Raw genomic sequence first — 12840 nt, forward strand, 5'->3', positions numbered from 1 at the left:
GATATCGGGCTTTCAGGCGGCGGCCCGCACCCGCCGGGCCGCGAAGATCTCGGTGAGCCGCTCCGGCGGCATCGGCCGTCCCAGGTGATAGCCCTGGCCGACGTGGTAGCCGAGGCGGAGCAACCGGTCGGCCTGCACCTGGTTCTCGATGCCCTCGGCCACCGTCTCCAGGCCGAGCGCGTCGGCGAGTTGCGCCACCGCCCGGGCCACGGCCTGCCGGGCGTGCGCCGCCGGGGTGTCCGGCTCGTCGAGCTCGATGCCGTCGACGAACGACTTGTCCAGCTTGACGATCGCGGCCGGGAAGGCCCGCAGCAGGCTCAGTGACGACTCGCCGGTGCCGAAGTCGTCCAGTGCCAGCCTTACCCCCATGTCGTGCAGCTCGTGCAGCACCCGGGAGACGTGCTGGCCGCGCAGTACCGCCGACTCGGTCAGCTCCAGGACGAGACGGTGCGGCGGCAGGCCGGAGTCGGCGAGGGCGGCCGCCACGTCGGCGACGAAGTCCGGGTCGTGCAGTTGCCGCACCGACACGTTCGGCGCGGCCTTCTCCAGCACGTCCGGGCCGAACTCGGCGAGCCAGGCCGCCGCCTGCCGGCACGTCTCGCGCAGCACCCAGCGGCCCAGCGGCACGATCAGGCCGGTCCGCTCGGCCGCCGGGATGAAGTCGGCCGGCGACACCAGGCCGCGGTCCGGGTGCTCCCAGCGGACCAGCGCCTCCACGCCGACGATGCCGCCGTCGTCGAGCGAGACGATTGGCTGGTAGACGATCCGGAACTCGCCCTCGTCCAGGGCACGCCGCAGGTCACCACCGAGCCGCGCGTGCGCCGACGCCGGGCGTTCCATGCCGTCGGCGTAGCGGAGCCAGTTACCGCGGCCACGCTCCTTGGCGGCGTAGAGGGCGGCGTCGGCCTGGCGCAGCACGGCGCTGGCCGGGGTGCCCGGCGGGGCCGTCGCCAGCCCGGCGCTGAACTTCACCAGCAGCCGCTGGTCGCTGATCGGCACGGCGGTCGCGGCGGCGATCCGCCCGGCCAGCTCCTCACCGGTGGCGTCCCCGGTCAGCAGCACCGCGAACTCGTCACCGGCCAGCCGGGCCACCTCGGCGCCCGGGCCGGCGGCCGCCCGCAGCAGCTGCGCGAACGCCACCAGCAGGCCGTCGCCGGCGTCGTGGCCGAGCGAGTCGTTGACCGTCTTGAACTCGTCCAGGTCGGCCAGCAGCACGGTCGCCGGGCCGGTCTCCAGGGCCCGGTCCAGGCGGCACCGGAACAGCGCCCGGTTGGCCAGGCCGGTCAGCGGGTCGTGGGTGGCCTCGTGCCGTAGCCGGGCCTCCGACTCCTGCTTCTCCCGCAGCAGCCGGGTGTTCTCCCGGTAGACCACGTACTGGCGCAGCGCGACCAGGGCGGTGACGACCACTGCCGCCAGCACCACCAGCCGCCCCTCCCAGATGCCGGGGGCCCAGTGCCACGGGCGGATCAGCACGTCGGCGACCGGCACGTCGACGGCCAGCACCGCCAGATACGGCAGCCACACGTTGCCCTTGCCCACGCTCCGCGGCTTCGTGGCCGCGGACAGCTGACGGCGGGCGCCCAGCGCGATCAGCAGGCCACTGACCGGCATGCACACCGCCTGGCCGGGCAGGATCCCGTGATAGCCGCCGAGGACCGCCAGCAGCGCCACCGCGGCCGCGATCAGGCCCGTCGAGGCGACCAGCCGCATCGCCCGGCGGTCCACCGGGCCACCGGCGATGTACGACACCTTGGTGACCGAACCGGCCGCGAACAGGCACGCCAGCAGCAGCACCGCGAGCGCCGACGGGGTCCACGGCTCGGGCGCCCAGAACATCGGCGAGATGCCGAAGTGCCACAGCACGGTCGCGCAGCCCAGGAACGCGATCGTCCGGTCCAGCCACTGTTTGCCGCGTTCGTACCAGCTCGACACCCCGAGCGGGACCTGCGCCACGCCCCACATCGCGACCAGCACCCCGGCACCGATCAGCGCGGCGCCCAGCGGAGGCATCGCCGGCAGCTCCGGGGCGGTCCGGACCGCGTCCACCGCCAGCACGCCGAACCCGGCCGCGAACAGGTAGCAGCAGATCTCCAGCAGCAGCCAGAACCGGCGGCCGGCCGGGGCCAGCGGCACCGCCCGGCGCAGCGCGTGCACCGCCAGCCCGCCGACACCCATCGCCGCCGGCATGAACAGGTAGCCGAGCACCACCGGGCCCGGGGCCGCGGTCAGCCACAGCAGGTACCAGACGGTGCCGGCCAGACAGATCAGGGCGTTCGTGACGACGTATCGCCTCATGACGTCAACGTCCGGCTGCGCTGCTTCTCCTCGTACATCAGCAGGTCGGCGCTGTTGAGCAGGTGATCGCCGCCGCCCGCCGGGCCGGTCGCCAGGCCGATGCTGGCGCCCACCGTCAGCTCCCGGCCGTCGATCACCGCCGGGGCGGCGAACGCGGACCGCAGCCGCGCCACGATCCGCTCCGCCGCGGGACGGTCGCCACCTGTCAGGACCGCGAACTCGTCACCACCCAGCCGGGCCGGCACGTCGCCGGGACCGGTGCAGTCGCGCAGCAGGTCCGCGACATGCCTCAGCACCGCGTCGCCGGTGGCATGCCCGTACGTGTCGTTGACGTGCTTGAAGCCGTTGAGGTCGATCAGCAGCACGGTGGCCTCGTCCGGGCACGCGTCCATCGCCGCGGTGAACTCGCGCCGGTTCGCCAGCCCGGTCAGGTCGTCGTGTCCGGCCTGGTAGCGCAGCCGCTCGTGCAGTTCCCGCGACTCGGTGACGTCCCGCGAGTTGCACACCACGCCGCCGATGCCCGGTTCCCGGGTCAGGTTGACCGCCACCACCTCCAGCCAGCGCCACGACCCGTCGGCGTGCCGGTAACGGCCCTCGAAGGTCAACCGGGCGCCCGGGGTCGCGTACAGGGCCGTCAGAGCGGCGATCTGTCGCGCCCGGTCGTCGCGGTGCATCATCTCCAGCGAGGACCGGCCGAGGACCTCCGCGACCGGGAAGCCGAGGATCCGCTCGACCGCCGGACTGACATAGGTCAACGTGCCGTCCGCCTCCGCGATCGAGATGATCTCCGAGGAGTGTTCCAGCAGGGACGCGAGGCGATGCTCGCGGTGCCGGATCTCACCGACCAGGGTGTCGTTCTCGGCCAGCGCCAGCACCTGCCGGGCGATCACCAGACCGACGTTGATCAACAGTCCGGCCAGGGCGCCCCACGCCGACACCCCCAGGCCCCGGAAGGTCAGCACATAAACCAGCGCGACCGCGCAGACCAGCGTGCCGGTGTACGGCAGGACACTGAACCGGCGGCGGCGGTGGAACCACTCCCGCCCGTCCAGGCCGTCCGTCCCGTGCAGGACCTGAAGGCGTGGACCGGCCAGCACCAGGAAGCACGGCAGCAGCACCGCCGCCATCTGCACGCCGGTGTTCTGCACACCGCCGCTGGGCAGCAGCACGCTGGACACCGCCAGGCCGATCGGGGCGATCACCATCGGGACGGCGGCGACCCGGCTCATCGGGGACACCCCGGTCAGGCCGGCCCGCACCGCCGCGAAGATCGCGCAGAGCACCACACCGCAGCCGAACAGCGCCAGGAACAACGCCGCGGGACCGGCTTCCGCCATCCCGGGGCGGGTCATCAGGCACCACGCGACCACCGCCGAGGCGGACATCAGGATCGCGACGTCCAGGAGCAGACGGGTCCGCTCCCGGCCGGACCGCCTCACCACCCGCTGCGGCAGCAGCAGACCGCCCATCATCACCACGACGCCGAGCATCATCGACGCCGACTGCACCGGATGGAACTGCAACCGCTCGATGGCCGGGTCGGCGACGACCGTGCCCAGCTGCACCAGGTCGCCGGTGCAGAACAGCAGACCGCCGACACCGACGGCGGCCCAGAACCGGCGCGCGTGCGGTGGCAGGCCGGGGACACGGCACACCCGGAGCGACAATGAGAACAGCGCGAAGTCCAGGATCAGGGTGGCGATGCTGCCGGTGATCATCTGGGCCCGGGGCGTCCCCACGTCCGCAAGGAAGGCGCCGACCACGATCACGGCCGACACGGCCAGCGTGATGAGCACCGGATCGCGCCACAAGCGCACCGCTGGTGGCATGCCACTCTCCGTCCTGCTCCGGTCCCTCCTCGCCAGGAATCGGCTGGCGGGGCCCCGGTCTTAGGCTTAAACGCCGACGACCGGCACGCCCCGGCTTGTCATGGCGGGTGGGGCGTACCGGTCGCCGGTGGTCTTCTCAGTCGTCCTCGGAGGGCTCCGGGGCCTGCGTGGGCTCCGCGGGGCCGGTCGGCTCGGCGGACCCGGTCGGCGCAGGGGACTCGGTCGGCGCAGGGGACTCGGTCGGCTCCGCGGAATCGGACGGCTCGGGAGCCGACGTCTCGCTCGGCGACGGCGCAGCGGTCGGGGACGTCGTGGGGGCGGACGGCGCGGGTGCCGGCTTCGCCTTCCCGGACGCCTGGATCTTGGCGACGGTGTACACGGTGTCGACCCGGGTGCCGGTCACCGACACCTTCAGACCGGCGGCGAGGGCCTCCAGCTTGACCTTCTTGCCGTTGAGCACGATCCGCGCACCGGCGGCGACACTCATCGTCACGGTCTTCCCGCGGACGTCCTTGGTGCCGCTGCGCGCCACGACGGTGAACTTCCCGGCGGCCGCGTCGACCGCGGTGACCGTGCCACTGGCCTGGAACGGCGTCTTCTTCTTGTCCGGCTTCGGCTTCTTGGCGGCGGCCACACTCACGGCGGCCGTCGGCGAGCCCTGGGCATAGGCGGCCACTCCGGTAACCGCGGTGGGAACGGCGACCGCCACGGCCAGGGCGACGGCTGCGGCGCTACGGCGCATACGCATCGGGGGTACTCCTCAACTCGGGGGTGATGTCATCGTTCGCCGCGTCGGGTTCAGCCCGGGACACCCTCGGTTGCGGATCAGTTGCCACCGGTTTTCTCACCGAGGGTGAGATGCGCCGTGCCCCGCGAATGCGGGAGTTGACATGCCGTGCCGCACTGGGCGAATGTCCTGGGATGCACGAAGTTTGGCCGGACTCGGGAGTGCTGCTCGCCTCGCGGTACCGCCTCGTCACGCTCCTCGAGACCGGTGGCATGGCGCAGGTCTGGCGAGCCACCGACGAGCTGCTGGACCGGCCCGTGGCGGTCAAGTTGCCGGCCGGTGACACCCGCGCCGCACACATGGCCTGGCGGGAGGCGCGGCTCGCGGCCCGGCTGTCGCATCCGGGCATCGCCGCAGTTCACGACTACCGGGAGGCGGTCCGCCCGGACGGCTCGGTCGCCCCGTTCGTGGTGATGGAACTGCTCAGCGGTGAGACGGTCGCGGCCCGGCTGGCCGACGCCGACGGCCCGGTGCCGTGGGGCGAGGCCGTATCGATCGGGGCCGCCGTCGCCGAGGCGCTGGCCGCCGCCCACGCCGCCGGGGTGGTGCACCGCGACATCAAGCCCGGCAACGTGATGCTGTGTCCCGGCGGGGTCAAGCTCCTCGACTTCGGGATCAGTGCCGCCGCCGGTGAGCCCGACGACGACGACACCGGGGTCAGCTTCGGCACCCCCGCCTACGCCGCGCCCGAGCGTCTCGACGGCAAGCCCGCCGAACCGGCCACCGACCTCTACGGCCTGGGTGTGCTGCTGTTCGAGATGGTGACCGGGGAGCCGCCGTACGACGTCAACACCTGGGAGGAGCTGGCCACCGCCCAGGCGCACGGCCCCACCCCCCTGCCGGAGACCCTGCCGAACCGGCTGCGGGAGCTGATCCTCCGCTGCCTCGACGACAACCCGGCCCGCCGCCCCACCGCCGCCCAGGCCCGCCGCGCCCTCACCCGCCTGGTTCCGTCGGCGCCGGCCCGCCTCACCATCCCGCTGCCCCAGCCCCCGCCCACCGGCCACGCCAAGGTGCTGCCCGCCCAGCCGCGCGCCACCTCCCCCGGCGCCCGGCGCGTCGCCTTCGGGGCGGCTCTGGCCGGGGTCGCCGCCATCTTCGTGGCGATCCTCTACGCCGCCAACACCCCCGACGAGCCGGCCGAGATCGCCCAGCCGCCCGCCTCGTCACCGGCGACGGCCCGCACCGCATCGGTGATCCCCGACGAGACGGCCGGGCCCAGCCCCGAGGCCACCCCACCGCCGTCCCCACCGAAACCGACCACGATCACCCCCACCGACCCGATCCTGACCGTCGAGGCCGCCCTGACCCGCGTCAAGAACACCGTCGAACAGGGCCAACAGGCCGGCGAGATCCGCGAGGACGTGGCCCTCGACTTCCAGAACCTGCTACGCCTCATCGATCCGGGCGCCGACGACGTCACCGATCAGGTCGACGAACTGCTGGGCAAGGTCCGCCAGCGCCTCGCCGAGGAGGCCCTGACCGACGGCCGGGCCACGCTGCTCCGCCAGCGCCTCAACGACCTCCGCACCGCCTCCACCCCCTGACCCCACCCATTCCCGCCCCGAACCGGCACCGCCTCCCCCGGCCGCACCCCTCACCGTCGTCCCTGCCACCTCGAGCCGAGGCGTCACCTCGAATCGCGGCGTCACGTCGAATCGCGCGCGGCGTCACCTCGAATCTCATGTGGCATTGTCGATCGCCATAGCAGCGACGACCGGAGCACACGCTCGCCCAACGTGTGCTCCTATCCACGCCATAGCCGCGACAGACGAACACGATCCGCAGACCGTGCACTCCCACCCACGTCATGACGACGACCCGAGCACACAATCGCCCAACGTGTGCCCCTGCCACGGGTCACCCAACGACCTCACCGCACCGAAACTGTGCACTCCCACCCATGCCATGACGACGACCCGAGCACACGATCGCCCAACGTGTGCCCCGACCCACGCCATAGCCGCGACAGACGAACACGATCCGCAGACCGTGCACTCCCACCCACGTCATGACGACGACCCGAGCACACAATCGCCCAACGTGTGCCCCTGCCACGGGTCACCCAACGACCTCACCGCACCGAAACTGTGCACTCCCACCCATGCCATGACGACGACCCGAGCACACGATCGCCCAACGTGTGCCCCGACCCACGCCATAGCAGCGACAGACGAACACGATCCGCAGACCGTGCGCTCCCACCCACGTCATGACGACGACCCGAGCACACAATCGCCCAACGTGTGCTCCTGCCACGGGTCACCCAACGACCTCGCCGCACCGAAGCCCGGAGTCCATCGCACCGAGACCGGCGCCATGGACCTTGAGCGCCACCTCCGCCGCTTGGCAAGCCCACCGCAACCACCGCGAACGGCAACCCCGAAAGCGCAACCTCGACACGAGGGAGCGCCTGTATGCCTGTGGCCGCCGATCTTGCGTGGCTGGTTCCCACCGCTGCCTCACGGCCCTTGAGACAGCGGTGGGAACCAGCCGAGAAGATCCGGCTGGCTGTCACCGCTGTCTCAGCGCGCCCTAGACAGCGGTGAGCACCAGCCGAGCGTGATCCACTGCTACGCGGACGGTCCCCGACCCGACGACGGCAATGGCATACCCGGGCACCGACGGCGCCGGGGCGGGCGGCGGCGGGGCGGGCGGCGGCGGGGCGGGCGGCGGCGGGGCGGGCGGCGGCAGCGGCAGCGGGACCGCGACCGGCGGCGGCAGGGCGGGCGACACCGGGACGGGCGGCGGCGGGACAGGCGGCGGCGGGACAGGCGGCACTGGGGACGGGCGGCGGCAGGCGGACGCAACCGGGCGACGGCAGGCGGGCGCCACCAGGCGGACGGCGGCGGACGCCACCGGACGGGCGGCAGCGGGACCGGCGGCGGCGGAACAGGCGGCGGCGGAACGGGGTGGGCGTGGCGGTAAGTGGTAGCGGCGGATTCCGCCCGAGAGGTGCGCTGTCGGGCGGGACCGGACGCCTGCGTCGCGGCCGACAGCCACGGGAGCCGGCGTAGACCGTACGAAAGGGGAGGTTTAAGCCGAACCGCGCAGGATCAGGCGGGTGGGCAGGACGGTCTCGAAGTCGGACGGCTCGTCGCCGTCGATCTTGGCCAGCAGGAGGCGGACCATCTCCTGGCCCATCTGCTCGACCGGCTGGTAGACGCTGGTGAGCGGCGGGTCGGTGTGGCGGGCGATGACGGAGTCGTCGAAGCCGACGACGGCGACGTCCTGGGGCACCCGGCGGCCCGCCCGGCGCAGCACGCGCAGCGCACCAGCGGCCATCATGTCGGAGGCGGCGAAGACGGCGTCGATCTGCGGGTACTGCTGGAGGAGCCACTCCATGGCGGCGGCACCGGAGAGTTCGCCGAAGTCGCCGCGGGCGGCGGGGCCCTCACCGACGACGTCGCGGTAGCCGTCGTAGCGGGCGATGCCGACGGCCATGTCGAGCGGGCCGGTGATCGTGGCGATGCAGCGGCGGCCCTGGTCGCGGAGGTAGGCGACGGCGGCGCGGGCACCGGCGCGGTTGTCGGCGTCGACGAAGCTGACCGGCTCGGGATGATACGGACGGCCGGCCCGGACCGTGGGAACGCCGCGTTCCTCGAGCATGGCCGGGAGCGGGTCGTCGCCGTGCAGGGAGAGCAGCAGGGCGCCGTCGACGTGCTGGCGGGTGAGGTAGCCCTCCAGTTGGCGGCGTTCCTCGGGGGCCTGCGCGATCATCAGGACCATCTGCAGGTTGCGGGCGACCAGCACCGACGAGATGGACTGCACGATGCGGCCGAAGAAGGGTTCGGCGAAGAACCGCTCACCGGATTCGAAGATCACCAGGGCTATCGAATCGGTTCGCTGGGTGACGAGCGCGCGGGCCGCCCGGTTCGGGACATAGCCCAGCGCATCGATGGCCTCCTGGACGGCTTCCCGCGCCTTGGGGCTCACCTGTGCCGACCCGTTGACGACCCGGGACACGGTGCCACGGCCGACGCCGGCCCTGGCCGCGACCTCTTCCAGAGTCGGCCGCCCGGTGGAGCGGCTCCGATCTTGATTCATCGCTGAACCGTCCTTTCCGCGACCGACCCACGGTACACGTGCGGCCTGCGGCTTTCCAGGGTGGTGGCGGCGCTGCGGCAGAGTTGTCGGCGTGAAACCTCACCGCATCGCGGTCCTGGTGCTGCCGGGCGCCGCGCCTCTGGACGTCGGGATCAGCGCGCAGATCTTCGCCCCGAAGCACGGTCTGCCCTACGAGTTGCTGCACTGCTCGCTGGCGGCCGGGCCGGTCACCGGGCGGGACGGGCTGGGATTCGTGGTGGAGTACGGCCCGGAGGCGCTCGACCACGCGGACACCGTGATCGTGCCCGGCTACAACACCCCGCTACGGCGACTGGACCGGCGGATCCTCGACGGCCTGCGGGAGGCGGCGTTCCGTGGCGCGCGGATGGTGTCGATCTGCACGGGTGCGTTCGCGCTGGCCGCGGCCGGGATTCTGGACGGGCGGCGGGCGACGACGCACTGGTCGATGGCCCCGGTGCTGGCCCGGGAGTACCCGAAGGTCACCGTCGATCCCCGGGTGCTGTTCGTCGACGAGGGCCGGGTGCTGACGTCGGCGGGGGTCGCGGCCGGGATCGACCTGTGCCTGCACCTGATCCGCCGCGATCACGGGGTGCAGGCGTCCAACGCCGTGGCCCGGCGGATCGTGGCCGCCCCGTACCGCAGTGGTGGCCAGTCGCAGTTCGTGCCCCGTACCGTGCCGGAGCCGCTGGGTGAGGTCTTCGCCGCGACGCGGGAGTGGGCCCTGCACCGGCTGGACGAACCGATCGGGGTCGCCGACCTGGCCCGGCACGCGGGGGTGTCGACGCGCACGTTCGGCCGGCGGTTCGTCGAGGACACCGGGTACACGCCGATGCACTGGATCCTGCGGGCGCGGATCGATCTGGCGCGTTCGCTGCTGGAGGGCAGCGCGCTGAGCGTGGAACAGGTCGCCGCCCGGGTGGGCCTGGGTACGGGCGCGAACCTGCGGCTGCACTTCCAGCGCATCCTGGACATGACGCCGACCGAGTACCGGCGCGCGTTTGGCGGAAAACTTGCGGGATCCGGCGCTGCCGGCCCTGCCGCCACTCCCGTCGAACGCGAACAATTGACGGCATGAGAGCTGCTATCAATGGCTTTGGCCGTATCGGGCGAAATGTACTCCGAGCCGCCGCGGGCCGCGACGATCTCGAGATCGTCGCGATCAACGACCTGACCGACGCCCGGACTCTCGCCCACCTGCTCCGCTACGACAGCACTCTGGGCCGCTTCCCGGGTTCGGTGGAAACCGACGGCGATCACCTGATCGTCAACGGTCACAAGATCGCCGTGACGGCCGAGGCCGACCCCGCCCGGCTCCCGTGGCAGGACGTCGACGTCGCGATCGAGTCCACCGGCCGGTTCACCGCGGGCGCCGGCGTGCACGTGACCCGGAAGGTCCTGGTCACCGCCCCGGCGAAGGGCGCCGACGTGACCATCGCGTACGGCCTGAACCACGACGCCTACGACCCCGACCGTCACCGCGTGGTCTCCAACGCCTCGTGCACCACGAACGCGCTGGCCCCGGTCGCGGCGGTGCTCGACGACCTGGCCGGGATCGAGGCCGGTTCGATGACCACGGTGCACGCCTACACGCAGGAGCAGAACCTCCAGGACGGCCCGCACCGCGACCTGCGCCGGGCCCGGGCGGCCGGCGTCAACATCGCCCCGACGACGACCGGAGCGGCGACCGCGATCGGTACCGTCCTGCCCCGCCTGGACGGCAAGCTGTCCGGCTACTCGGTCCGGGTGCCGGTCCCGGTCGGCTCGCTCGTCGAACTGAACGCGCTGGTCCACCGCCTGGTCACGGCCGACGAGATCAACGCGGCGTTCGCGGCGGCGGCGGCCGGCCCGCTGCGCGGCGTGCTGGAGTACTCGACCGACCCGCTGGTGTCGTCGGACATCACCGGCAACCCGGCGTCCTCGATCTTCGACTCGCTGCTGACCGCCGCGAACGGCCGCCTCGTCAAGGTCGTGGCCTGGTACGACAACGAATGGGGCTTCGCGAACCGGGTCGTCGACACATTGACGCTGCTGGCCCGTTAACCTGTGCGGATGGCGGTCACCCTGGCGGATGTTGCCCGGCTCGCCGGGGTGTCCCCGGCGACCGTCTCCCGCGTCATCAACGACAGTGCGAAAAAGGTCAACGAGGACCTGCGGGAGCGGGTCCTCGCGGCGGTGCGCCAGCTGCACTACGTGCCGAACGCGCATGCGCAGAACGTGGCCCGCCCCCGCAAGTCCGCGGTCGGGGTGATCGTCCACGACGTCTCCGACCCGTATTTCGCCGAGATCACCCGCGGCCTGCAACGACAGGCCGGCGCACACGACCGGCTCCTGGTGATCTGCAACAGCTACCGGGAGCCGGAACGCGAGCTCGCCTACGTGGCGCTGCTGCGGGCCCAGCAGGTGCACGCACTGATCCTCGCCGGTTCCGGCTACCACGACGACGAGTTCACCGCCCGCCTCAACGGGGAGCTGGAGGCGTACCAGCAGGCCGGCGGCCGGGTCGCCGTGATCGGCCGGCACCGCCTGGTCGGCACCGCTGTCCTGCCCGGCAACGAGGCCGGCGCCCACGCGCTGGGCCTGCGCATCCTCGAACTCGGTCACCGCGAGATCGGCGTGATCGCCGGCCCGCGCTACCTGACCACGACGACGGACCGCCTCACCGGTTTCCGCCGCGCGTTCGCCGACACCGGCGTCGACCTGCCACCGGCACGTCTCATCTACTCCGACTTCACCCGGGACGGCGGCGCCGCCGCGGCCGGCACCCTGATGGACGCCCAGCCCGGCCTCACCGCCCTGATCACCCTCAACGACTCGATGGCGGTCGGCGCGATGGCCACCCTCCGCGAGCGGGGCATCCGCGTCCCCGAGGACGTCTCGGTCACCGGTTTCGACGACATGCCCATCGCCCGCGACGTCACCCCCGCCCTCACCACCGTGCGGTTACCGCTGGTCGAGATGGGCGAACGGGCCATGGCCCTGGCCCTCGACGACGACCACGTTCCGCACGCCGAACCCGCCGACGCCACCCTGGCCTGGCGCGCCTCCTGCGTACCGCCGCCGCCTCGCTGACGCCGGCCGGCGACCTCCGTCCGGCGCGTTCCGCCACCCGATTCCCCGGCCTCACCGCAGTCAACCCACCGCCTGGGCCCGGCGGCACTTCCGCTTCCCGGCGGGCTCACCGCAGCCGTTCACCTTCAGGCCGCGTCACTTCCGCTTTCCGGCGGGCTCACCGCAGCCGTTCACGTTCACGCCGCGTCACTTCCGCTTTCCGGCGGGCTCGTCCTCGGCCGGTTTTTCATTTGATACGGCCACGCATGCCCCGATCCGCGCAAGAGGTGTCTACGCCTCCTTCAGGAGACGGGTTCGGTCCACCGCTTGAGCACGGTGACCGGCCCCGGCTCCCCCGGCCACAACTGGATCAGCACGCGCTCGGTCGTCTCCGGATCCTCAGCGGAGTCGATGTCCGCACGCCAGGCCGCCTCCAGGTTGGACCGTGACACCCGGATCCGGGTCCATCCCACCGCAACCTCGAACCCGGCGGCATCGGCCACCTCATCGGTGCACCCCAGCACGAGAACCCGCCCCGTGCCCACTTCGAACGCCCCCTCGACCACATGATCGAAGCCGTCGAACTCGGCAACCGGCGCCGATTCCAGAATCTCCACGGTCACCGCCACGAACACGTTGACCACGGTGCCCACCCCGGCCACGCCGTCGGCGACAGCCAGCTGATCAGCAACCGATTCCTCGGTCCACGCCTCTTCGAGGTCCCCCGCGAGCGCCGAGTCAGTGACGTGAATCTGGTGATAGTCCGCGAAGAGCCGAAGTTCATGAGCCACCCGAAGATCATCCCCTCGGCCA

At 72.2% G+C, this 12840-nt stretch carries 9 protein-coding genes; 4 read left to right on the forward strand and 5 right to left on the reverse strand.

All coding sequences use genetic code 11. The features are described 5' to 3' along the window. Window positions 1–12 precede the first annotated feature (12 nt). The 3 genes from BC793_RS02495 to BC793_RS02505 all read right to left on the reverse strand — a co-directional run bounded on the left by BC793_RS02495 (window position 13) and on the right by BC793_RS02505 (window position 4872). A complete protein-coding gene (locus tag BC793_RS02495; RefSeq protein WP_109588868.1) occupies window positions 13–2295 on the reverse strand; it encodes a putative bifunctional diguanylate cyclase/phosphodiesterase in 2283 nt (760 codons plus the stop codon). Next, on the reverse strand, window positions 2292–4124 hold the full coding sequence (locus BC793_RS02500; RefSeq protein WP_109588869.1) for a diguanylate cyclase domain-containing protein: 1833 nt from the start codon (window positions 4122–4124) through the stop codon (window positions 2292–2294). The genes BC793_RS02495 and BC793_RS02500 overlap by 4 nt, the downstream gene beginning before the upstream one ends. Before the next feature lie 136 nt (window positions 4125–4260). Then, window positions 4261–4872, reverse strand: a complete 612-nt coding sequence (locus BC793_RS02505) for a hypothetical protein (protein ID WP_109588870.1) — start codon at window positions 4870–4872, stop codon at window positions 4261–4263. A gap of 173 nt (window positions 4873–5045) precedes the next feature. On the opposite strand from BC793_RS02505, the gene BC793_RS02510 reads away from it, so the two are divergent. Beyond that, window positions 5046–6458, forward strand: a complete 1413-nt coding sequence (locus BC793_RS02510) for a serine/threonine-protein kinase (RefSeq protein ID WP_158319184.1) — start codon at window positions 5046–5048, stop codon at window positions 6456–6458. A gap of 1489 nt (window positions 6459–7947) precedes the next feature. On the opposite strand, the gene BC793_RS02520 is transcribed toward BC793_RS02510, so the two are convergent. Then, window positions 7948–8958 carry a LacI family DNA-binding transcriptional regulator gene (locus tag BC793_RS02520; RefSeq protein WP_109588872.1) on the reverse strand — a complete coding sequence of 337 codons (1011 nt, stop codon included), beginning with the start codon at window positions 8956–8958 and terminating at the stop codon, window positions 7948–7950. A gap of 91 nt (window positions 8959–9049) precedes the next feature. On the opposite strand from BC793_RS02520, the gene BC793_RS02525 reads away from it, so the two are divergent. Genes BC793_RS02525 through BC793_RS02535 form a run of 3 tightly spaced genes read left to right on the forward strand, consistent with a single transcriptional unit; the run spans window position 9050 to window position 12048 of the window. After that, the gene (locus BC793_RS02525; protein WP_109588873.1) at window positions 9050–10054 is read left to right on the forward strand and encodes a GlxA family transcriptional regulator; all 1005 of its coding nucleotides are present in this window, start codon (window positions 9050–9052) and stop codon (window positions 10052–10054) included. Then, window positions 10051–11019: a type I glyceraldehyde-3-phosphate dehydrogenase gene (gene gap / locus BC793_RS02530; protein ID WP_109588874.1), complete on the forward strand. Its 969-nt coding sequence runs from the start codon at window positions 10051–10053 to the stop codon at window positions 11017–11019. Before BC793_RS02525 ends, gap begins: the two co-directional genes overlap by 4 nt. Before the next feature lie 9 nt (window positions 11020–11028). Continuing rightward, window positions 11029–12048: a LacI family DNA-binding transcriptional regulator gene (locus BC793_RS02535; protein WP_109588875.1), complete on the forward strand. Its 1020-nt coding sequence runs from the start codon at window positions 11029–11031 to the stop codon at window positions 12046–12048. Between the two features lie 281 nt (window positions 12049–12329). Here the strand turns inward: BC793_RS02535 and BC793_RS02540 are convergent, their stop codons facing one another. After that, entirely contained in the window at window positions 12330–12818 is a 489-nt protein-coding gene (locus tag BC793_RS02540) for a hypothetical protein (RefSeq protein ID WP_109588876.1), read from the reverse strand. Window positions 12819–12840: the final 22 nt, after the last annotated feature.

The sequence above is a fragment of the Actinoplanes xinjiangensis genome, from assembly GCF_003148685.1.
GTDB lineage: Bacteria > Actinomycetota > Actinomycetes > Mycobacteriales > Micromonosporaceae > Actinoplanes > Actinoplanes xinjiangensis.